The sequence below is a fragment of the Streptomyces sp. NPDC002574 genome (assembly GCF_042889545.1).
GTDB lineage: Bacteria > Actinomycetota > Actinomycetes > Streptomycetales > Streptomycetaceae > Actinacidiphila.
In genome coordinates this window covers 65,329-87,104 of sequence record NZ_JBIARB010000023.1, presented here as the reverse complement: position 1 = coordinate 87,104, position 21,776 = coordinate 65,329, and the positions used below count along the sequence as shown (strand labels likewise).

The 21,776-nt window shown below is 68.0% G+C and carries 15 protein-coding genes and 1 pseudogene; 9 read left to right on the top strand and 7 right to left on the bottom strand.

Annotation, left to right across the window (positions count from 1 at the left end):
* Positions 1 to 5 precede the first annotated feature (5 nt).
* Positions 6 to 2,309, bottom strand: coding sequence for a molybdopterin cofactor-binding domain-containing protein (locus ACFYXS_RS37685; protein WP_389256301.1), 2,304 nt, complete (start codon positions 2,307 to 2,309; stop codon positions 6 to 8).
* A 541-nt stretch (positions 2,310 to 2,850) separates the two neighbouring features.
* Here ACFYXS_RS37685 and ACFYXS_RS37680 point away from each other — a divergent pair.
* The gene (locus ACFYXS_RS37680; RefSeq protein WP_389256300.1) at positions 2,851 to 4,341 is read left to right on the top strand and encodes a multicopper oxidase family protein; all 1,491 of its coding nucleotides are present in this window, start codon (positions 2,851 to 2,853) and stop codon (positions 4,339 to 4,341) included.
* A 155-nt stretch (positions 4,342 to 4,496) separates the two neighbouring features.
* Here ACFYXS_RS37680 and ACFYXS_RS37675 read toward each other — a convergent pair whose 3' ends face one another.
* The 3 genes from ACFYXS_RS37675 to ACFYXS_RS37665 are packed head-to-tail and all read right to left on the bottom strand — an operon-like array spanning position 4,497 to position 7,073.
* A complete protein-coding gene (locus ACFYXS_RS37675; protein WP_389256299.1) occupies positions 4,497 to 5,264 on the bottom strand; it encodes an FAD:protein FMN transferase in 768 nt (255 codons plus the stop codon).
* Positions 5,257 to 5,700 carry an FMN-binding protein gene (locus tag ACFYXS_RS37670; RefSeq protein ID WP_389256298.1) on the bottom strand — a complete coding sequence of 148 codons (444 nt, stop codon included), beginning with the start codon at positions 5,698 to 5,700 and terminating at the stop codon, positions 5,257 to 5,259. The genes ACFYXS_RS37675 and ACFYXS_RS37670 overlap by 8 nt, the downstream gene beginning before the upstream one ends.
* 11 nt (positions 5,701 to 5,711) lie before the next feature.
* Positions 5,712 to 7,073 carry a ferric reductase-like transmembrane domain-containing protein gene (locus ACFYXS_RS37665; protein WP_389256297.1) on the bottom strand — a complete coding sequence of 454 codons (1,362 nt, stop codon included), beginning with the start codon at positions 7,071 to 7,073 and terminating at the stop codon, positions 5,712 to 5,714.
* Positions 7,074 to 7,244: 171 nt separating this feature from the next.
* Here ACFYXS_RS37665 and ACFYXS_RS37660 point away from each other — a divergent pair, with 171 nt between their 5' ends.
* Entirely contained in the window at positions 7,245 to 7,979 is a 735-nt protein-coding gene (locus tag ACFYXS_RS37660; protein WP_389256296.1) for a response regulator transcription factor, read from the top strand.
* Entirely contained in the window at positions 7,976 to 9,400 is a 1,425-nt protein-coding gene (locus tag ACFYXS_RS37655; RefSeq protein WP_389256295.1) for a sensor histidine kinase, read from the top strand. The genes ACFYXS_RS37660 and ACFYXS_RS37655 overlap by 4 nt, the downstream gene beginning before the upstream one ends.
* Before the next feature lie 511 nt (positions 9,401 to 9,911).
* Here ACFYXS_RS37655 and ACFYXS_RS37650 read toward each other — a convergent pair.
* Positions 9,912 to 10,073, bottom strand: coding sequence for a hypothetical protein (locus ACFYXS_RS37650; RefSeq protein ID WP_389256294.1), 162 nt, complete (start codon positions 10,071 to 10,073; stop codon positions 9,912 to 9,914).
* Positions 10,074 to 10,469: 396 nt separating this feature from the next.
* Between ACFYXS_RS37650 and ACFYXS_RS37645 the strand changes: the two genes are divergently transcribed.
* Both ACFYXS_RS37645 and ACFYXS_RS37640 read left to right on the top strand, forming a co-directional pair.
* On the top strand, positions 10,470 to 12,011 hold the full coding sequence (locus ACFYXS_RS37645) for an alkaline phosphatase D family protein (RefSeq protein ID WP_389256293.1): 1,542 nt from the start codon (positions 10,470 to 10,472) through the stop codon (positions 12,009 to 12,011).
* Positions 12,004 to 13,266 (top strand): hypothetical protein, encoded by a 1,263-nt coding sequence (locus ACFYXS_RS37640; RefSeq protein WP_389256292.1) that lies wholly within the window; start codon positions 12,004 to 12,006, stop codon positions 13,264 to 13,266. The genes ACFYXS_RS37645 and ACFYXS_RS37640 overlap by 8 nt, the downstream gene beginning before the upstream one ends.
* Before the next feature lie 1,093 nt (positions 13,267 to 14,359).
* Here the strand turns inward: ACFYXS_RS37640 and ACFYXS_RS37635 are convergent.
* Positions 14,360 to 14,941: a dihydrofolate reductase family protein gene (locus tag ACFYXS_RS37635; RefSeq protein ID WP_389256291.1), complete on the bottom strand. Its 582-nt coding sequence runs from the start codon at positions 14,939 to 14,941 to the stop codon at positions 14,360 to 14,362.
* Between the two features lie 933 nt (positions 14,942 to 15,874).
* Between ACFYXS_RS37635 and ACFYXS_RS37630 the strand changes: the two genes are divergently transcribed.
* The gene (locus ACFYXS_RS37630; protein ID WP_389256290.1) at positions 15,875 to 16,366 is read left to right on the top strand and encodes a hypothetical protein; all 492 of its coding nucleotides are present in this window, start codon (positions 15,875 to 15,877) and stop codon (positions 16,364 to 16,366) included.
* Between the two features lie 466 nt (positions 16,367 to 16,832).
* Positions 16,833 to 17,595, top strand: a pseudogene (locus ACFYXS_RS37625) (IS5 family transposase).
* Positions 17,596 to 17,606: 11 nt separating this feature from the next.
* On the opposite strand, the gene ACFYXS_RS37620 reads toward ACFYXS_RS37625, so the two are convergent.
* Entirely contained in the window at positions 17,607 to 18,410 is an 804-nt protein-coding gene (locus ACFYXS_RS37620; protein ID WP_389256289.1) for a DUF6193 family natural product biosynthesis protein, read from the bottom strand.
* Between the two features lie 587 nt (positions 18,411 to 18,997).
* Here ACFYXS_RS37620 and ACFYXS_RS37615 point away from each other — a divergent pair.
* Positions 18,998 to 20,326 carry an ABC transporter substrate-binding protein gene (locus ACFYXS_RS37615; RefSeq protein WP_389256288.1) on the top strand — a complete coding sequence of 443 codons (1,329 nt, stop codon included), beginning with the start codon at positions 18,998 to 19,000 and terminating at the stop codon, positions 20,324 to 20,326.
* Positions 20,327 to 20,732: 406 nt separating this feature from the next.
* A complete protein-coding gene (locus ACFYXS_RS37610; RefSeq protein WP_389256287.1) occupies positions 20,733 to 21,761 on the top strand; it encodes a carbohydrate ABC transporter permease in 1,029 nt (342 codons plus the stop codon).
* The last annotated feature ends 15 nt before the right edge of the window (positions 21,762 to 21,776 follow it).

Here is a 21,776-nt window from a genome sequence, read left to right as displayed (position 1 = left end):
TTCTCCTAGTAGGCGCGGCTCAGGCCGTCGGTGGGGGAGGCGGGGACGGGCGGTACGGTGGGCAGCGGATCGAAGCCGAGCGGGCCGTCGTGGTTGATGGGGAACGTGGTCGGCAGAGTGCCGGTGGCCCGTCCGTAGGCGCAGGCGACCGCGGCCATCGTGCCGGCCACGGCCAGTTCTCCCGCGCCGCCGGGCTTCCCCGTGGTTGGCGGCATGACGGTGATTTGCAACTCCGGTGGAGTGTTCCACTGCCGGGTGTAGAAGTAGTTGTCCCAGCTGCCTTCGAGGAAATGACCGTTCTGCAGGTGCAGGCCGGAGCTGAGCGTGATGGCGATGCCGTCCATGATGCCGCCCATCATCTGGGCTTCCAGGCCACGGGGGTTGACGGCCAGCCCAACCTCCACGGCGCATACGACTTTGGTGACGCGAGGGCCGGTGTACGCGTCGGGTATCTGCCGGCCGGTGGTCTGCGGGCGACAGTCGATCTCGGCGAGGACGGCGACGAAGCCGTGATACTCCGGATGGACAGCGATGCCCTGAGCGGTACCCGCCGGCATGGACCGCCCCCACGATCCGACGGCCGCGACTTTGTCCAGCACGGCCCGAGCGCGGGCGTCCTTGAGGAAGTCGCGACGGAAGTGGTACGGGTCCTTGCCCATGCCCTTCGCGAGCTGATCCACGATCAGTTCCTGCGCGCACCGGACGTTGGGCGAGTAGATGTTCCGCATGCTGCCGGTGTTGAAGCCTTTGTCCACCTCATTGAGCAACTGCGTGGTGACCCCGAACTGGTACGGCGTCTGCTGCGTCAACGTGAAGATCGTCTCGGAGAAGCCGAGGTCGCCGACGGGCAGTTTGGCCGCCAGGGCGGTGATGATCTCGCCAAGTCCGTGACTGAAGTCGGTGGCGACCGAGGTGTGCCGCTGCTCGAAGCTCAGGACCTGGCCGAGGCTGTAGGTGGCCCGGACCCGGGAGGTGGCCATCGGATGGGTACGCCCTTGCCGGAAGTCGTCCGTGCGGTGCCACATCAGCTTGACCGGTTTGCCCATCGCCTTGGAGACCTCGGCGGCCTCGAGAGCCGCGTCGAAGAACAGCTTGCGGCCGAAAGAACCACCGCCCTGCACGACGTGCACCGTGACGGCGGCGACGGGCAGCCCGAGCTGGGCAGCGATCTGCTCCTGGGCGACGACGGGTGATTTGAGTGCCGCCCAGATCTCCGCGCTGTCGCCTCGGACGTCAGCCACCGCACCGTTGGGTTCCAACGCGCTGTTGCTGGCGAAGTGGAAGGTGAATCGCTTGTCGACGGCCTTGGTCAGCAGCGGCAACGGGGGTACGACGAGTGGGAGTTCGGCCTCTCGCAAGTCCTGGAGGACGGTGGCGTCGGACGCGCTGTCCTCGGTGCCCGGTCCCCAGGAGACCTGGAGGGCTCGCACTGCGTCGATGCACTGGCCGAAGGTGCGTCCGCGTACGGCCACTCCGGTGGAGACGGCCACTACGTCGGTGATGCCCGGCATCGCCTGCACCGTGGCCAGGTTCTGCACAGAGCGGACCGTGCCGTTGATGGTGGGAGGGCGGCAGATCATGGTCGGCAGGGCGCCGGGGATGTCCAGGTCCATTGCGAACTGCTTGCGGCCGGTGACCGCGTCCCGCGCATCGATCCGGCTCCGAGGAGTGCCGATGACGGTGAACTTCGACGGGTCCTTGAGAGTGACCGTGACCCCCACCGTGGTCTTGCTCGCGGCCTTCACTGCCAGTTCGCCGTAACCGACGCTCGCCCCGCTGCGCGAGGTGATGACTCCGGCGCTCGAGGTCAGGTTCGAGACGGCCTCGCCGAGGACGTCGGCCGCGGCTTCCAGCAACCTGACGCGGGCGACCGCAGCCGCGACCCGGATCGGGGTGTACGTGGAAATGGTGGTGTTCGAACCTCCGGTGAGCTGGTTGAAGAGCAACTCCGGTCGCGCGTCGGCGAGAGTGATGCGCACCCTGTCCAGGGGAAGGTCCAGCTCCTCGGCGACCAGCATCGCACTGGAGGTGGTGATGCCCTGGCCGACCTCTGCGCGTGGCAGCGCGAAGGACGCAGTGCCATCGGCGTTGATCTGAATGCTGATCAGGTTGGCCGTCAGCAGGGCCGCATCGGTCAACAGGTCGTTGAGGTCGTACACCTCCGACGGCTCGGGAAGTGACGGAACAGCCGCCTCGGCCCGCGACGGCGTCACGGACTCGCCAAGCTCGGCGGCCACCGTGAGCGTGCCGGCCGCGAGTACGTAGCCGAGAAATCTCCGTCGGCCAAGCGTGCGCTCTTGACCGCTCATGACCTGCTCCCCTCGGCGGAACCGTTGTGCGTCGGAGTCTTACATGCCGATCCTTGTAAACACCATGGGTTGGTGTGCGGCAAGCGAAGCAAGTGCCAGGGCCGGCGTCACTGCGCAGGACCCCGAAGGTCGGGTCGCGGCCGCGGGGCGGGCCGCCGACTCGTCGGCAGGTGCCGGGAGTTGCCCTGGGGCGACGACCTGACGGATGCAGGCAACCACTGAAGCACCCGGCCCCTGCCCCCTCGGGCCCGCGATGTGCCGTGGACGAGAGGGCGGTTGTTTGCCGCGGCGTGGTCGCAGTGGAGGGCCGCCGAACCGGGGAGCACGCGGGTGACGCCAATCGCCCGTGCACGAACCAGTGCGCCCATACGGTTGGAGGGGTACTGCCGTCCGAGTGGATGTCCGCCGCCCGTCACGCGTGGCGTGCCGAACGTCGGACGGCCGCTTGCCTACGCTCCCGGCCGACGGGCCGTGACCGGTCCGTCGTGACTTCGGCACCCGGGTGTCCCTCGCCCGGCCGCATGGTTCCCTGGGGAGAGCTGTGACCCGGTTGAGCACCCGTTCCCCGCTGGCCTGGATCGTCGCCGGCCTGGTCCTGTCCACGGCCTGGTTGGCCGGCTGCGGGGGCCACGCACCGACTGCGGACACCCACGCCACACGCCAGCCTGCGCCAAAGGACGGTCACGGCACCGCGCCCGGCCCGCGGCTGCAGGACCCGCCGGAACTGGTCAGCCGTAACGGGCTCCTCAAGGCCGCCATCGTGGTGGAGCGCCGCAAGGTGCAGGTCGGTGACCGCCAGTTGTACGCCACCACCTACAACGGCGCGTACATGCCGCCCACCCTGCGGGTGAAGCCCGGCGACCGTATGGACCTGACCATGATCAATCGCATCGACGAGGACACCAACCTGCACACGCACGGTCTCCACGTCTCGCCACGCGCCCCGTCCGACGACATCTTCATCGCGATCAAGTACAACCACTCGTACCACTACTCCTACCGGCTGCCGTTCAACCACCCGACCGGCACGTACTGGTACCACTCGCACGCGGACATGATGTCCGCACCACAGGTCGCCGGCGGCGAGTCGGGCATCATCATCGTGGAAGGCCTGCGGCAGTACCTGCCCCCGGCGCTGCGGGGGATCACCGAGCACACGATCGCGCTCAAGGACGACCAGGTCGAGGGCGATTCGATCAAGACCCACCCCCTGCACATCGGGGCGCCCAGCAACCGCACCGTCAACGGACAGCAGAACCCGGTGATCGACATCCGGCCGGGAGAGACCCAGCTCTGGCGGCTCGCCAACATCGGAGCCAACATCTACTACAAGCTCCACCTCCCGGGCACCCGCTTCCGCGTGATCGCCCAGGACGGCATCCCCGTCCGCAAGGCATACGACCAGGACAACCTGATCATCGCGGCCGGTGCGCGCTTCGACGTCCTCGTCCAGGGCGGCCCGCCCGGCACCACGCGGCTGGAGACCCTCCCCTACTACACCGGCTCAGCCGGGAACAGCTTCCCCCGAGCCGACCTCGCCACCGTCGTCAGCAGCGGCACGCCCATGAGCCGAGCCGCCCTTCCGACCGACTTCGCGCCGCACGAGGACCTGACCGACGCGAAGATCGCGGGCCGCAAGACCGTGGTCTACACGGAGAACGGGCCGGGCACGAAGTTCTACATCAACGGCCGGATGTACGACCCGCACCGGATCGACTTCACCTCCACCCTCGGCACCGTCGAGGAGTGGACCATCCGCAACGAATCCGAGGAAGACCACTCCTTCCACATCCACACCAACGACTTCCAGTTGATGAGTATCAACGGAAAGCCCCAGGATCCTTTGCACGGCTGGTATGACACCATCAACGTGCCGGCGCTCGGCAAGGCGGTCATCCGCATCCACTACACCGACTTCACCGGCAAGACCGTTCTGCACTGCCACATCCTCAACCATGAGGACATGGGCATGATGGCCGTCCTCGACATCGTCGCGCCCCGGGGCCGGGACAGGGAGCCCAAGGGCAAGTGACCACCTTCCAGTGGCGCGGGGGCGTAGTCCTTTGAGCTTGGTCTCCAACGGGTCAGGAGATGGGTTGGGCTCGGGCGGCGGCTTCGGTGGCCAAGCTGTGGCCATGATGGGGAGGCGGCTGCTCACTGCGCGCGGGCACGAGTCCGTGTCCTGCCTCATGATCCATAGCGGCTGAATCCTGATGTCTGCCACGCGTGGCCGTCGGGCAGCACGGCGAGCGCCTCGTAGCCGTCCAGAGTTTCCAGCCAGTCCCGTGCGCTCTCGCCTCTGGCGAACGCCGCGGTGGCGTAGGCGTCGGTCATGGTCAGCCGGGGCCCGATGACGGTGAGGGAGGCGAAGGCGGTGGCGGGTGTGCCGCCGTGCGGGTCGAGGATGTGGACGCCGCGTTCGGCGGTGCCCGAAGTGGCAATAGCCAGGTCGTGGCCGGCGGTGATGACGGCGGCCAGTTCGCCGGGCCGCAGCGGGTGGGTGACGCCGATGCGCCACGGGGTGCCGGGGGCTGCCTGGCCGCGGAGTTGGAGGTCGCCTCCGCCGTTGACGCAGGTGTGGTGTGCGCCGGCTTCGTAGAGCAGTTGGGATGCGGCTTCGGCGGCCCAGCCCTTGACGAGGCCCGAGGGGTCGAGGACACCGGACGGGACGAGGCTGAACCAGCCATCGCTGTCGTGGGCGGCCTGTGTGCAGAGGGACAGTACTTCGTGGACTTCAGGAGGGCAGTCGTCCAGGCGGACCTCACGGCGGTCGAGGCGGCTGATGTGGCTGTCGGGCCGGTAGGTGGAGAACACGGCATCGACCTCGTGCAGTCGCCTCACAGCCTCGGCGAGGGCGATGCGGATCGCGGGGGTGGGCCTGTCGCGGATGTCGAAGGAGAAGACGGTGCCCATGACGTGTTCGACGTGGCGCAGTCCGTGTGCCGTGTCAGGCATGGGCCTGGTCCAGGGCGCTCTGCAGGGACTGGATGTAGCCCTGGCTGGTGTAGCTGGCCCCGGAGACGGCGTCGATGTGCGCGCTCTGCGTGCCGATCGCCTCCTGGGTGAGGCGAGGCAAGGCGTAGGCGGCGATCTGCTGGTCGCGGCCGTTCTGGTCCGGGGCCTGGAGCACCTTGACCGAGGTGATCTTTCCCTTGGTGAGGGTGGCGGCGACCTGAACGGTTCCGTACTGGGTGTCGATGGGGTCCCCGGTGAACGTGCCCGTCCCGGTGGATGCACCCGCCGAGGTGCCTGTGGGTGCATGCCGGGACGGGGGAGCCGTGGGGGAATGGGGGGCGACTCCGGCGAGGGCGGGGAGCTGGTGGGGTTTGAGGGCGAGCAGCGTGACGATCAGGGCGCTGATCCCGGTGGTGGCGAGGACGGCTCGGCGCACGGCGGTTCTCCTCAGAACGCGAACGACTCGTGGTGGATGCGCCGCTGCGGGACGCCGGCACCGCGCAGGGCCTTGATCGCGGCTTGTGCCATGCCGGGTGGACCGCACAGGTAGACGTCGTGCGCGGCAAGATCCGGCACCAGAGAGGTAAGGCCCAGGGCGGTGAGAGGTGAGGAGTATCCGGCCGGGTCGTCGACGACGTAGTGCACGGTGGCCCGTCGGCGGGCGGCTATCGCGTCGAGTTCACCTCGCAGGGCGAGGTCTTCGGCACGGCGGGCCCGGTAGATGAGGGTCACCTGTCCCGGCAGCGTCTCGAAGAGCGTGCGCAAGGGCGTGATACCGACACCGCCCGCCAGGAGCAGCACCCTGGGAGCGGTGCGGCGGTGCGCGGTGAAACCGCCGTACGGTCCCTCGGCCCACACCCGGGTGCCTGGTGCCAGGTGGGCGAGCGCGGCGCTGTGGCCACCGGCGGTCTTGACGGTGATGCGCAGATGACGAGGGTGCGCGGGGGCGGAAAGGGAGTAAGGGTTGGCGGTCCACCACAGTCCGCGGGCCATGAAGCGCCAGCGCAGGAACTGCCCCGGCTCACCGCCCAGCTCCTCGAGATGCTCGCCGCTGAGGTGGACGGAGACCACGCCCGCTGCCTCGGGGTGGACCGCGGTGACACGCAGGCGGTGGCGCAGTCCGCGCCGCACCGGCACGGCGAACCGGTACCAGACGACAAGCGTGGCGACCCCGAGGAACAGCGTGTACCAGGCGACCTGGGCGGGGCGGTTTCCGACGAAGTCGGCTCCGTTGGACAGCTGGTGGCCGAAGGTGAGGAAGACCGCCAGGTAGGTGGCGAAGTGCAGGTAGTGCCAGGTCTCGTAACTCATCCTGCGGCGAGCCGCGCTGGCCGAGACAATTCCGGTGGCCAGGAACAGCAGGAAACCGGCCGTGCCCTTGACGAGGTCGGGGTAGTGCAGGACAAGCGTGGAGGTCTGGCCGACCACGTTCGTATGGTCGGTCAGTGAGTAGCCCCAGATGATCAGCAGGGTGTGGGCGAGTGCCAGGGAGACGGTGCAGCGGCCGCCCAGCGCGTGCCAGCGGGCGAGGCGGTCGGTGCCGATGGTGTGGTCCAGGAGCGGCACGCGGGCCATCAGGGCGAGCAGCACCGCGCAGGCGTAGCCGGCGAGCAGTCCCGTGATGCGTCCCGCCCCGGTGAGCCAGCCCGCCGGGCCGATCACCGAGGTCGTGTCGCTCCACCACAGGGCCAGCACTCCGGCGGCGCCGGCCCAGATCACCAGCGGCGCCAGGAGGGGCACGGCGCTGCGGCGCGAACGCCGGTGGCGCATCCCACGGCTCGCACCCGGGGTGGTGAATGTGGTGGTCATGAGGCTCCTTCGGGGTGAGACTCGCTCCGGCGATGGGCGGCCAGCCTCACAGCCCAACCTCTGCGTACCTTCTGAAACCGCCTCGTCGGCCGCCCTCAGCGCCGGTTCAGAGGAAACTCAGAGACATCGCTCGCACCGCCGTGGCCTGCGCCGGGGGATGCTGGGTGGACCATGGACGAGCCGCGTACGACATCCCCTCTGCACCGTCCCGACGGAGAACCCGTGCGGATCCTCGTCGTCGACGACGAACCTGACGTCACCGACGTCCTGGCCGGGGTCATGACCGGGGAGGGCTGGCACGTCCGCACCGCCGCGGACGGGGCGACGGCGCTCGCGACCGCCCGTGATTTCCGGCCTGACGCGGTGGTCCTGGACTGGATGCTGCCCGACCTGAACGGCCTGCAGGTCCTGCACGCCCTCAGACGCGAGGCACCCGGCGTGTGCGTGTTGTTCCTGACCGCCCGCGACGCGGTCGAGGACCGCATCGCGGGCATCACCGCAGGCGGCGACGACTACGTCACCAAGCCCTACAGCCTGGAAGAAGTCCTGGCCCGCCTGCGCGGACTGCTCCGCCGGGCCGGCATGACGGCCGAGCCGGGAGCAAACCGGCTCACCGTCGGGGACCTCACCATGGACGAAGAGGCCAGGGAGGTCAGGCGCGGCGGGGACACCGTCGACCTTTCCCGTACGGAGTTCGAACTCCTGCGCTTCCTCATGCGAAACCCGCGCCGAGTACTTTCCAAAGACCAGATCCTCGACCGGGTCTGGGCCTACGACTTCGGCGGCCGCGCCCACATCGTTGAGCTCTACATCAGCTACCTGCGCAAAAAGATCGACGCCGGACGCACCCCGATGATCCACACAGTGCGCGGCGTCGGCTATGTCCTCAAGCCGGAATCCTCGTGAGACGGCTCCCGCCCCGCACCCTGCGCGGCCAGCTCACCGCCGGACTCGTCACCCTGCTGGCTCTCGCCTGCCTCGCTGTCGGCATCACCACCGCCCTGGCACTGCGCGGATTCCTGATGGGGCGCCTGGACGAGCAACTCTCCGCCTCCGGCGGCCGGTTCGCCGCCAGCCTGGAACACGAAGCCCGGCCGGACGCCGACAACCGCCCCGACACCCGGGGCCAGGCCGAATCGACCTTTGGCGCCCGCCTCCTGAACGGCTCCGTCACCCAGGCAGCCGTCGTCGACGACACGACCGACCGCCCCCTCCCACTCACCCCCGGGGATCGTCGGGCCCTGGCAGCGGTCCCCGTAGACGGACAAGGACACAGCATCCGCATCTCCGCTCTGGGGGCGTACCGGGTCTCGGCTGTCCAGGGCGACGACCAGGACACTCTGATCACCGGACTGCCCCTGCACCCGGTGGAAGAGACCGTTCACCGCCTCGAAGCAGTCGAAGCCGTACTGTTCGGCGCCGCCCTCGTGGCCACGGGCATCGCCGGGGCCCTGTGGGTCCGGATCTCCCTGCGCCCCCTCCAGCGGGTCACCGCCCGGGCAGCGGAGGTAGCCGGGCTGCCGCTTGCCAGCGGCGAGGTCGCCATGCCAGGGCCGCTTTCCGACACCGACTCCCGTACCGAGGTCGGCCAGGTCGGCACCGCACTCAACCACATGCTCGGCCACATCGAAAACGCTCTCATCCGGCGCCAGGCCAGCGAGGAACGGCTCCGGCAGTTCGCCGCCGACGCCAGCCACGAACTGCGGACCCCCGTCGCCAACATCCGGGGCCATGCCGAACTCGCCCTGCGCCACCGCGGACCCGTTCCCGGCGAGGTCCGCCACGCCCTGGAACGCATCGACGGCGAGTCGCAACGCATGACGCGCCTCGTCGACGACCTGCTGCTCCTCGCCCGCCTGGACGCCGGGCGCCCCCTCGGACACGAGCCGGTCGATCTGACCCTGCTGATCCTCAACGCGACGGACGACGCACGCGCCGCGGGCCCCGACCACCGCTGGTTCCTCGACCTGCCCGATAACCCCGTCACCGTCACCGGCGACGCCCACCGCCTGCAGCAGGCCATCGGCAACATCCTCGCCAACGCCCGCACCCACACCCCGCCCGGCACGGAAGTGACTGTCACGCTCACGACCGATCAGAACAGCGTCTCCGTGAGCGTGAGCGACAACGGGCCAGGCATCCCCGAAGAGCTCCAGCCGGAGGTCTTCGGCCGCTTCGTCCGCGCCCACCATGCCCGCTCCCGCAGCGCAGGAGGCAGCGGCCTCGGCCTCGCCATCGTCCACGCCGTCATCACCGCCCACGGCGGAACCGTCACCGTCACCAGCAGCCCCCAACACACCGCCTTCCGACTGACACTTCCCGACTGATGCGCGCGCCCCGCCCCATTTCCGCGCCTCACCGCCCGGGCTGACGTCGTGGATCGCGTCCGCGTTCCACCAATAGGTGCGCGGTAGACCACCGGCCAGTCGTCGCCCTTCGTGGGCGCTGCACACGGGCGCTTCGCGCACAAGACCAGACGGGCGCCCCCGTCCCCGGTGGAGGCGGAGCCGCCGTTCGCGTCGTTGCCCAAGCCGCACGCTGGGGAACAGTCGTACTACTCGCGTGCCGGTGTCACGGGGGCCGGACCCTCGGCCATTGACGAATTGCCTCTCAAGCCTCCGCATGGCGAGGGGTGTCCAGCAGGTCAGGTGCAGCCTGCATGCCAAGACGGGATGCGATCTTGGCTCGTGCGGGAAAGGCCTTCTTCAAGGCGGACATAGGCGCAAGTCAGCCCGACTCGTGAACGGCCCGAGCCGGACGGATCACTGCAGATATCCCTCTCCCTGGCCGCGGACGTTCCCGGTCTCGCTCCCGACGGGAACAGCTGGCAGATCACACTCACAGCCGCCGACCACCCGCCACCTCGGCTCGCTGTTCTGGACTCGGCCGCTGCGACTGCGACAGATCAGAACCGCGCGCGTGGTCGGAGACGATGTCCCAGCTCATGATCTGCGTGGTGCAGAGGGCGGGCAGCATGTGCCCGCCGCCATGGGCACCCATGGTGCGTGATGCTGCGAACCGGCTGCGTTCTCGCCGGCCGCTGCGAGCGACCCGGACGGCACGATGCCCTCGCGTGTTCCGGCAGGCATCGGCGGGACCTGCTGGGCTCCCCGGCGCACGACATGACAGCCCGCCAGGACGGACTGCTCGTTGGTCGAAGCATGTCAACAGATGAAGGACAGGTTGCCTGTCAGGGCCGTCATTGGACGGGCGGTTAACGGACGCCGAGGATGTGAACAGTGCGGCAGAACCGCAACGGCTGGTCAGCGGCCGAGCTCCAGCTCCAGCACCCGCTACACCCGTACAAAAACCCACCAACTCGCGGCTTTGGCATGTCACTTGACCGTCCCCATCGCAGGGCGGGCAGTTCACCCGCCTCCGCGAGCATCTGCCGCCATGAGCAACCTCAGTCGCCGCATCTTCATCCTAGGCGGGCTCACCACCGCGAGCGTCGCAGCGCTCCCACTCGGGGCGATGGCCCAGCCGTCGGTCGCCGCCTCCACCCCCCTCCCCTTCACGCTCGGTGTCGCCTCCGGCGAACCGGACGACAACAGCGTGGTTCTCTGGACGCGTCTGGCCCCCACACCGACCAACGCGGACGGTCAGGGCGGCATGCCCAACGCCGACGTCGCCGTCGACTGGCAGGTGTCGACCAACCAGAACTTCACCACCCTCGTCAGCTCCGGTACGTTCACCGCGCGCTACGCACAGGCCCACGCGGTGCATGTGCTGGCCGGTGGACTCGCCCCGGACTCGGAGTACTACTACCGCTTCCGGGCCCAGGGATTCATCTCCCCGGTGGGCCGGACCCGCACCGCGCCGGCTCCGAACACGGTCGGGCGAGACTTCACGATGGCCTTTGCCTCGTGCGCCCACTACGAGCAGGGCTACTACACCGCCTACCGACGCATGGCCGACGACCGCCCCGACCTGATCCTGCACTTGGGCGACTACATCTACGAGGGCGGCGCCACCGCCGGCGCCGTGCGCCAGCACCTCGGCAGCGAGATCGTGTCGCTGGCCGACTACCGCCGCCGCTACGCGCTCTACCGCAGCGACCCCGACCTGCAGGCCGCGCACGCGATCGCGCCGTGGCTGGTCGTGCCGGACGACCACGAGGTGGAGAACAACTACGCCAACATGGTCCGCGCCGACAACAGCCCCGTGTTGACCGCGGCCCAGTGGACCGCGCGTCGCACCGCCGCGTACCAGGCCTACTTCGAGAACATGCCGTTGCGGGCCGCCGCGACTCCCTCCGGCAACAGCATCCAGCTCTACCGCCGGGTCCGCTGGGGCACCCTCGCCACGTTCCACATGCTCGACACCCGCCAGTTCCGCGACGACCAGGCCTGCGGCGACGGGACGAAGGTCTGCGCCGACGCCGATCTGCCGGCCCGTTCGATCACCGGCGCGGCTCAGGAGGCCTGGCTGCTCGACGGACTCGGCCAGCACCTGAGCACCTGGGACCTCATCGGCCAGCAGGTCTTCTTCGCCCGCAACGTCAACTCGGCGGGCGCGATGAACATGGATGCCTGGGACGGGTACCGGGGCAGTCGGGCGCGGATCCAGCAGGGCATCATCGACCGCGGCGTCCGCAACCCGGTCGTCCTCACCGGTGACGTGCACGCGTCGTGGGGCAACAACCTCAAGGCCGACTACGCCAATCCGTCGTCGGCGACGATCGGCTCCGAGCTCGTCTGCACCTCCATCACCAGCACCGGCAACGGAAGCGCCACCACGACGATCCCCAACGGATCACTCAACCCGCATCTGCGCTTCTACTCCGACCGGCGCGGCTACGTCCGCACCCACATCACGCCGTCGCAGCTCACAGCCGACTTCCGGTCGGTGGCGACGGTGACCGAGCACGGCGCGCCGGCGACCACCGCCCGGACCTTTGTCATCCACGACGGAAATCCGGGGTTGGCCGATGCGTAAGCTCTCCGTACTCGGCGCAGTCGTCACCGGCCTGGTCGCCGCCCTCGCCATGGTCGCCCCGGCCTCGGCGGCGGGTCCCTCGTCCTGGGCGACCGCGAACAGCGACTCCGCCGGTGACCAGGACACCTCCTCGATCGCGGCCAACCGACTCGGCGACGTCGCGGTGGTGTGGGAGGACGACCGTGACTCGACCAACGCGGGCGACAACGCGCACAGCGACGTGTGGGTGCGGATGTACCGCAACGGCGTCTCGGCCTACGAGAAGAAGCTCTCGGCCGGTGGGACCGCGGGCGCGGCGTGGCGGCATCTCGAGCCCGACGTGGGAATCGACGACCGGGGCAACGCCGTCGTGGTGTGGGCGGAGGACCCGGACGGCAACGGGTTCTACAACATCACCTACCGCGTCCTGTCCCCGGCCGGCGCGCTCCTCGGCTCCGGCCAGGCCAACGCGAGCGCCGACGGCCAGCAGATCCATCCGCGCGTCGCGGTCGACCCGGACGGCGCGCCCAACAGCACCACGGCGGTCGCGTTCTCCGTGGTGTGGGAGGACATCCAGGGCACGGCGCAGGCGACGGTGAAGGCAGCCGGATTCACCGGGACCACGACCAAGGCCTACGAGGTGACGGTCAACGCGGCCGGCGGCGCACACCACAACCCGGACGTCGCGACCTCCGCCTCGGGCGACGCCGTCGTCGTCTGGGACGAGGACACCGACAACAACGGCTTCTACCAGATCGGTCTGGTGAAGCTGGCCAAGGCGAACGGGGCTGTCACGCTCAGCCGCCGCAGTGCCAACAGCCTCGGCGACGGGCAGCAGGAGCGCGCGGCCGTGGCCGCCGACTTCAACGGCGACTTCGCCGTGGCGTGGGAGTCCGATCACACCGGGACCCGTGGCGTCTGGGCCCGATCGTTCACCGCGACCGGCACCGCCGGTTCCGCCGAGGTCGAGGTCTCCAGCGGAGCCGGAGCGGGCAACCCCACCGTCGGCATCGACGATCAGCGCGACGCCGTGGTGGGCTGGAGCGTCGCCGGTACCGATCCAGCGGTCTGGGCGCGGGGCCTCAACCCCGACGGCACCTTCGCCGGCCGGTTGCCGGCCCAATCCGTCAGCCAGGTCACGACCGGTCGGCAGGAGCAGCTCTCGCTGGCTTCCTCCCCGTTCGGCACACTCTCCATGTCGTACACCGATGACAACGACGGCAACACCTTCGACCAGGTCCTGCTGAGTCTGGGGGCGACCAACTCGGACTGGTGACGTCCTTTCGATCCGCGGACGACCACCGGCCACCCCGGGCGGGCAGATCCGGCAGTCGGTTCCGGAACCGTGCAAAAGCGCGGTCCTCCGGCACCGACTGCCGGATCACCTCCGTCGGGCGACCGGGAATCGGGCATGCCCGTCCCGGCCTTCAGGAGTCAGCCGCGGCCTCCTGAACGGCTGGCGCCACCTCCTCAGGACGGACACCCCGTAGAAGCCGGCGGCCACCGCCAGGATCCGGCCTTGCGCCCGCGGGCGCATGATCCACTCGCTGAACGTCGTCTCGTGGGGCGTGATCTTGGAGACGCAACCGGGCCGAGTCCATCCGCTGTTCTCGGGAATCGTCCGCGCGACTTCCGAGGTGTCGCCACTCGGAGACGGGAACAGCCCGGTCAAGTCCAACGGAGGACAGGACACCTGCGGTGCGGGAGTGCTCGCAGCGCAGATTCTCGCCACCACGTACGCCGACGTCTATCGCCGCGCAGACGACGCCAGTTGGGCCGGTCGACACCCGCGTGGCCGCGTCTCGGGGCGCGGGCCGACTTCCCCGAGCCGATCGCCGAGTTCAACTCGGGGCCGGTGTGGACGCGTGAGTCCATCGAGCTTTTGGCGGCGGTACGGGACAGCAGGGGTGGGAGGCCTCGCAAGACGCCTTCGCCCAGACCGACCCGCACGACGCGCAGATCACCCGCCTCAAGACCGAGATCACGGACTGAAGAACCGTGTGGTCGAGTCCACCAGCACGATCAACGAACTCGCCGCTCAACACGACGAGATCATCCGTTGCGGGTCGCCGTCACTCTGCCGGCCGAGTCAGCCGACTTCGGCATCGGGCAGCGCATCTCGGCTCATGCAACTGACCGAGCGACCAGGCCGACAGCGAAGCGGCGTCGGTGTTCGGACAGGAGAGGGGATCGGCCTGGATACCACGGGAGCCGGCAAATAGTGATCTTGGTTGAACTTGCCGCAGGCGAGGTGCTGGGGCGGATCGGCGTCGGCTGCCCGACCAGGGACAGCGATGCGTCAACGCGGCCGGAGGCCGATCTTGTGTCACCGTTCGCAGCGGACTTCTTGGTGTAACCGCTCGGATCGGTCAACGACGCACCCGATAGCGCAGGTGAAGGACCCGGTTGCCCTGAATCACCACGTCAGGATCCTCCAACAGGTGCTGCGCGTGGACCGACCCGAAGTAACGCTTGCCGGACCCGAACACGACGGGTACGACGTCCATGCGCACCTCGTCGATCAGACCCGCGGCAAGCACCTGGCCACCGACGTCGCCGGCGGCGACCTCGACCATGCGGTCACCCGCAAGCTCCTGCGCCTTGGCCACGGCTGCCTCGACGCCGTCGACGAAGTGAAACGGTGCCTCGGGGTCCCAGCCTTCGGGCTCCGGCCGGTGCGTCACGACGACCACGTGGTCGATCCCGCCCGGCGGTTTCCCGTCCCATCCGTCCGTCAGGTCGAAGACGTGGCGGCCGACGATCGTGACTCCGATCTGGTCCCAGTACGGCCGGGTGTAGTCATAGGACGTCTGCGACACCTTCAGTTGGCCGCTCTCGTCCAACGGGACGTCACCGCTGGACAACCAGTCGAACAGCGGTCCGGGCTGGTCATTCTCGTCCGCGACGAAGCCGTCCACCGACACCGAGCTGTACATGACCACCTTGCCCACGGGGCTCTCCTCTGCTCAGGCGTGCCCCCAAAGTAGCGTGTCGTGAGGTGTCGCTCGGGTAAGAGAATCAATCGGCCGGCACCGGGCCGGCAGTCCGGCGCCTGGCCGGGGTATTCGCGCAGGAACCCCCGCCGGACTTCGACCGGCCGTGTCCGCCGGTTGCGCCCAGCGCCGCCACGGCGTCCGCTGCTGGTACCGCTGACGCCTGCCGTCCGCTGCCATACGCCCCCAGAGGACATGAGAGCGGCTACCGATGTGGGAAGATCATTACTGGGACCGCGTAGTTTGGTCCGGCGGCCGGGTCGTGGGCCAGCCAGGGGGAGGTCGTGTGTCAGATACAGGTCCACAGTCTGCCCGAGCCGCGCCAAGCCTACGGGCCCCGATCTCTCGCCCCATGGCAGCTCCCGCCCAAAGCCGCTACGCCGACCTACGCAGTAGGGTGCAGGCCTCATAGAGGGTGGGATGGCTTCTCTCACGATTGCTTGGAGGCTGCGTCATCACGGCTGGGCCTTCATCAAGGTCGCCGACCATCACGGCGAGTCTGAAGTATTCGCCTCGTACGTCACGGTCACGTCCGCTGGAGTGGTGTATCGACGGCCACTCGGCGATCTCTTCTTTGAGGCTATGCGGTGAGCTGGGTGGGCAGGACGGTGTCGTGGGTTTCTGACTCGTTCGGGTGGAGCCGTGCCCTGGCCAGCAGGTCGCGGCCCATGTAGCGGCGGGCCTCGGTCCGCGCTCTTCTGACGGTGAGGTCTTCTATAACTGGACAAAGTTGCCGCGCCCCCTATGTCCGGAAGAGGAATTGTGCGGATGTCGCTAAACAGGCACGGAAAAGCGCCTCGTGTCCGTTGGATCAATTAGGGGAGCTTAGTTAAAGGCTTAGACGTCCGCCAGTGCTTCTGGCGGGCGCCTAAGGCACTTACTCGTATCCCGGTGAGCGACTTCACTCTTTCGCTGAAATCACAAATGGAGAATTCGGTCGACTGTCTGATGGGGTATTCAAGAATCAAGTCATGGGTGCAAGGCTTCGGAGGTTCCGTTGATTACGTTGATTACGTAAAAGGCAATGGCGATCTCGCCGTCCTGGTGGCATTTTCGCACATTCTCTTCCCCAGGTTTATCGAGGTCGATGACTGCATCCTCTGGGAGCGCGTCTACGAAGAATCGAACTATGCTGTTTGGCGTCAAGAACTATCGGGGGATAAGCGGAAGATCGAGGCCACGCTCAACCGGTTGCACATTTGGGGAATCGTTGAGTCGGAGGAAGTTGATGAAGATCGGAAGGCCGTGGATTTCATTGCTGAATGCGCTGCGAAAGCATGGCGTACTGCTTTGACCACCGATTTCCCTGACAGGCCATTCGATGTCCAAGTTGTGGATTCTCCGGATGGGCCCGTAGTCACGTTCTGTTCCGGAAAGCAGTAGTCTTGCTGCTCGACGAAATATCTGCTGTAACCGCTGGCTCGACCCGCGCCCGAGGTGGTTGGTAAGGCTAATGAGCAGCGCTACCACTGGACCATGATCCACCAGGAAAGATCGTTTGACGACACGCTCTGGGGGCCGAGGTGTGCGCCCGCGTTCCTTACCCTCGCGAGTGATGCTGGTGTGGGAGCTCCTTGCCGGACGGGGTGGCGTGGCCGTCCGAGCCCTGCTCAGCCCCGGCACAGCCTTGAATGTGCCGCGGCAACGCCGACCCGTTCCGGCCTTCTCACAATGACCGTGCCCATTACATCCATGCGGTGGTGGACCGCCCCGGCAGTCAGTTGCGCCTTAGAGCTGGTAACACGATCACGTGGTGCTGTGCGGGTCGGCCGTCACCGATAGGACGATTGAGCCGTTTCGTGAGGGCGTGAGCGTTAAGCCGCGGGTCGTGGACGATGACTTGTGGGCGATGATCGGGCCGGTCCTGCCGCCGTGGCCTGAGTGTTCCCCTGGCCCCAGACCCGTGCCAGACCGGCTGTGTCTGCAGGGAATCCTGTTCGTGCTTCACACCGGCGTTCCGTGGCAGCAGTTGCCACTTGAACTGGGCTTCGGTTCTGGTCAGACATGCTGGCGGCGGCTGGAGCGATGGCAGGCCGTCGGGGTGTTCGACCAGCTGCACCGGGTACTGCTCGCAAAGCTGAACGCGGCCGGGCACCTGGACTGGAGCCGCGCGTGCGTGGACGCGTCCCACGTACGCGCGAAAAAGGGGGTGCCGCGACGGGGCCGTCGCCGGTCGACCGCCGCAAAACCGGCAGCAAGCACCACCTGATCAGCGACGGCGGCGGTATCCCTCTCAAGGTCATCACCACCGCGGCCAACGTCAACGACGTCACCCAGACCCTCGCCCTTGTCGACGGCGTGCCGCCGATCGCCGGCCGGGTCGGACGCCCCCCCGCAAACGCCCCGACGCACTGTTTGGCGACAAGGCATACCGCAGCGAAGCGGTCCGTCGAGAGCTCAGGCGCCGCGGCATCCTGCCCGTGAGCTCCGGACGTGGCCACCCGGACATCCACGGCCTGGGCCAGATCCGCTACGTTGTCGAGCAGACCTTCGCACTGCTGTACCAGTTCAAGCGCCTCGCTATCCGCTGGGAACGCCGCCTCGACCTCCACGATGCCCTCGTCTCCCTGGGCTGCACGATCATCTGCTGGAGACGCCTCAAGAACGCATGACCATCGTCGCGTCACGACCCCAAAGGTCGCGGGACAGCATCATCAGGCAGGCCGTCCAGGATCATCGCGACGGTTGTCGCCGCACCGTCCGCCTCCTGAACCCGACCGTCGGCAAAGGTCACCTCGAATCGGCCGTTGCCGAGCGGTCTGGTCCGCGGCAGGTCGTGACAGATGGGCGGCGCAGCCCGGCGGCTGAAGGTCAGCCAGAACATGGAGCGCCCGGGCGACAGGACCCGTAGTCGCGGCTGTTCGAAGGCGACTTCGATGAGGTCCTGCCAGTCGGCGTCCTGCCTGCGCGCGGCGGACTCGCGCATCATCTGCCACCGAGCCGGCACGGCCTCACCGCGCTCGTGGGCTTCGGCTAGCTCCCAGGTCCTCAGGAAGGCCCACTGCGCGACGAGCTCGCGCACCCTGGCCCCCTGAATCCAGGTGCGCAGTGCGCCGGCCACCTCGGCCAGGTCCTGCGTGCTGCCCGAGGCCATGTGGACTTCGTGGACCCAGCAGTCGACCAAGAACTTGCGCTCGCCGATGGCCATCAGGACATTCGCCGAGCGGTCGTCGGCTTCCATCTTCGCAGCGACGTAGCGCCAGCCCGGTGAGGACGTCAGCTCGACCGCAAGCCCACGGCCCTCACGATCGACCGCCGCATGGAGAGCGTTCTGCAGCGAGCCCGCCTCCACCACCTCGGGATAAAGCGTGGCGTACATGTGCAGGGGATGGGTGGCATCCGTCGACGCCACATCCGGATGTGGCGCGTACTCGTGAAACGGATTGGCGACTCTGGCCGGTGTCGCACCTGGAAGCTGCTTGGACATACGGCCGAGTCTGCCATCGCAGCCCCCTGACAAGCTCGCGACGTCGAATCTGAGGCCATCAACAAGATCGTGTTACGACCTCTATGGGACTTCCTGCGTGAAGGACCCGGTCCGCTGTCACGGTCAGCCAGTCCGTCGGACTGAATGTGAAGGTTGTCCGCGCCCAGGATCAGAGCCTCGGAGGAAATCATTCGCGCGAGCTCGACTATGTCGGTGCGGCTGGTGGTCAGGTGCGGGGTGTGGTTGGTGTGGGGTGGGTGTGGTGTGTGGCTGTGGGGTGTTGGACACGCTTGGGCAACGAGGTTGTTTTCAAGTCTTGACATCGGGGTGGGTGAGCAACGAGTCTTCCGGCATGCCGCATGGGAGCGGTCCCACGGTTTGCGGGGGGCGTCTCGCGCGGTGTCCGATGAACCGAAGGCCTTTCTCTCCGGTTGCGGATCGAACGGTGTGTGACCAGCGTTTTTGCCCGTGGTGTGGGGTGTGGTGCTGGGTGCTGCCGGTCCGTGGGAGGGGCGGGTGCGGGCTGTCGCGTGCCGGCGGTCTGTTTCCTGAGGTCCGTTCCCCGACTGGTACAAGGAGTAGTGGAAATGCGCATATCTGGCAGCGGCTGTGGTCGTGGCCGCAATGTGGCGGTCGTGACCGGGTCGGTCCTGGCGGCCTCGGCGCTCCTGCTCACGGGATGCAGCAGCAGTGGTGACGACGGTGGCTCGGATGCTGCCGGGTCCGGCGGTGGGATCACTCTCACCGTGGCTGACTTCGGGCAGTTCGGCTACAAGGAGGCCGGTCTGTTCGACGAGTACCACAAGCTCCACCCGGACGTCACGGTGAAGGAAGAGGTCACGGCGAACGAGCAGGACTACTACCCGAAGTTGTTGCAGCAGTTGAACACGGGCAGTGGGCTGGGGGACGTCACCGGTGTCGAGGTCGGGCGGATCAAGGAGGTCGTCGACACGCAGGCCGACAAGTTCGCCGATCTGAGCGGTTCGATCGATGTGGGCGACTGGGTGTCGTGGAAGGAGAAGCAGGCCACGACGAAGGACGGGGCGGTCATCGGTGCGGGGACCGATATCGGTCCGATGTCGCTGTGTTACCGCAAGGACCTGTTCGCGCAGGCGGGTCTGCCCTCGGACCGTGAGGCGGTGGCCAAGGCGGTCGCGGGTGGCTGGGAGGACTACCTCAAGCTGGGTGAGCAGTACAAGGCGAAGGCGCCTGCGGGCACGTTCTTCATGGACTCGGCGAGCGCGATGTACAACGCGGTGGTCAGTTCGGACGCCAAGCAGTACTACGACGCGGACGGCAACGCGGTCTACAAGGACAGTGCGGCGGTGAAGCAGGGCTGGGACCTGGCTGCGGAGGCCGCGCAGAAGAAGCTGACGCAGGGTCTGCCGCAGTTCACCGATGCGTGGACGGCGGCGTTGCGCAAGGGTTCGGTGGCGACGGTGGCGTGCCCGGCGTGGATGGCCAATCAGATCTCGAACAACTCCGGTGATGCCTACAAGGGCAAGTGGGACATCTCCCGTGCGCCGGGCAGCACGGCGGCGAACTGGGGCGGGTCGTTCCTGGCGGTTCCCAAGGGCGGCAAGCACGTCAAGGAGGCCACCGATCTGGTGAAGTGGCTGACGGCGCCGGAGCAGCAGGCGGCGGTGTTCAAGGCGGCGGGTATCTTCCCGTCGAACCAGAAGGCGTATGAGCTCCCGGATGTGAAGAACGCGACGCTGCCGTACTTCAGTGACGCGCCGATCGGTCAGATCTACGCCGAGGAGGCCAAGTCGATCCCCGAGGCGGTGCTCGGCCCGAAGGACGGCGTGATCAAGGACACGATCTCCACGCAGATCAACAACATGGAGCAGCGGGGCACCAAGCCCGACGATGCGTGGAAGGCCGCGACCGACACGATCGACAAGGCGATCGGCTGACGCATCCCCTCCGGGTGCGGGCGGCGTCCGCACGGCCGCCCGTGCCCGGCCCGGGCACCCCGTACCGGGGGGCGGGGGAACCCTGCCGTGGCAGGGGCCTTCGTGCCGGCGGGGGTGCCCGGGCCGGTGTGGGCGGCCGGCGCCGCGGTGTGCGGGGCCGTGCCCGCACCCGCCCCCGGCCCGCGTGTCCGGCCCGTCCGGTCCGGTGCCGCAACCGGCCGCTCCCCGGCCCGTGTCCGGCCCGCTTGTCCGGCCCGTCCGGTCCGGTGCCGCAGCCGGCCGGCAGTGGCCGGTTGTGGTCCGCCGGCCGGGGGGCGGAAAGAAATGAGGGGGGCCGGTGCCCGGCTCGTGGATGTGATGCCGGTCCCGTACCCACCCGGTCGAACCCCAGACAAGGACCTCCTCCGTGGCAACAACGACTCCCACCCCGGATGCCTACAGCCCGCCGCCCGGCGGCCCCGGCCCCGGTCCCGGCCCCGGCTCCGGCGCTGGCGCTGGCGGTGTGTCGGACAGTCGGCAGGCGTGGCGCCGCCGGTTGTGGCGTTTCGACGACGCGGCGTCGCCGTACGCGTACATCGCGCCGTTCTTCTTGATCTTCGGTGCCTTCGGGCTGTATCCGCTGCTGTACACCGGGTGGATCGCTCTGCACCGGGTGGAGATGACGAGCCTGGACCAGTCCCAGTGGGTGGGCTTCGACAACTTCGCCAGGATCCTTCAGGACTCGGAGTTCTGGACGGCGGTCGGGAACACCTTCGTGATCGGTGTGATCTCCACCGTCCCGCAGTTGCTGGTCGCTCTGGGTCTGGCGCATCTGCTGAACTACAAGCTGCGCGCGAGCACGGTGTGGCGGACGGTGATCCTGACCCCGTACGCCACGTCGGTGGCGACCGCGGCGTTGGTGTTCGCGCTGGTGTTCAGGGCGGATGGGGGTCTGCTGAACTGGGTGCTGCACTTCGTCGGGTTCGGCAACACCGACTGGGGCAACGGCGAGTGGACGTCGAAGATCGCGATTTCGGTGATCGTGATCTGGCGGTGGACCGGCTACAACACGCTGATCTATCTCGCGGCGATGCAGGCGGTGCCGGCGGATCTGTTCGAGGCGGCGGCGATCGACGGTGCGTCGCGGTGGCAGCAGTTCCGGAAGGTGACCGTTCCCTCGCTGCGGCCCACGATCCTGTTCACGATCGTGATCTCCACGATCGGTTCGATGCAGTTGTTCGGTGAGCCGTTGCTGCTGCAGGGCGGCACGCTCGGGTCGATCGGCGGCAACGAGCACCAGTACGAGACCCTCAGCATCTATTTGTTCAATTACGGCTGGAAGCTGGGGCACTTGGGTCCGGCCGCGGCCGTGGCCTGGGCGATGCTCGTCCTGCTGCTGCTCATTGCTCTGATCAACTGGATCGTCGGCCGGTTCGTGCGCGGACGCGCGGCCTGACGGGAGCGGAATTCG

Bases quoted from the DNA above. Each gene is read 5' to 3' on its own strand.
- ACFYXS_RS37685 (WP_389256301.1), bottom strand. From the start codon at position 2,309: ATGAGCGGTCAAGAGCGCACGCTTGGCCGACGGAGATTTCTCGGCTAC.
- ACFYXS_RS37675 (WP_389256299.1), bottom strand. From the start codon at position 5,264: ATGCCTGACACGGCACACGGACTGCGCCACGTCGAACACGTCATGGGC.
- ACFYXS_RS37665 (WP_389256297.1), bottom strand. From the start codon at position 7,073: ATGACCACCACATTCACCACCCCGGGTGCGAGCCGTGGGATGCGCCAC.
- ACFYXS_RS37660 (WP_389256296.1), top strand. From the start codon at position 7,245: ATGGACGAGCCGCGTACGACATCCCCTCTGCACCGTCCCGACGGAGAA.
- ACFYXS_RS37650 (WP_389256294.1), bottom strand. From the start codon at position 10,073: ATGGGTGCCCATGGCGGCGGGCACATGCTGCCCGCCCTCTGCACCACG.
- ACFYXS_RS37645 (WP_389256293.1), top strand. From the start codon at position 10,470: ATGAGCAACCTCAGTCGCCGCATCTTCATCCTAGGCGGGCTCACCACC.
- ACFYXS_RS37640 (WP_389256292.1), top strand. From the start codon at position 12,004: ATGCGTAAGCTCTCCGTACTCGGCGCAGTCGTCACCGGCCTGGTCGCC.
- ACFYXS_RS37620 (WP_389256289.1), bottom strand. From the start codon at position 18,410: ATGTCCAAGCAGCTTCCAGGTGCGACACCGGCCAGAGTCGCCAATCCG.
- ACFYXS_RS37615 (WP_389256288.1), top strand. From the start codon at position 18,998: ATGCGCATATCTGGCAGCGGCTGTGGTCGTGGCCGCAATGTGGCGGTC.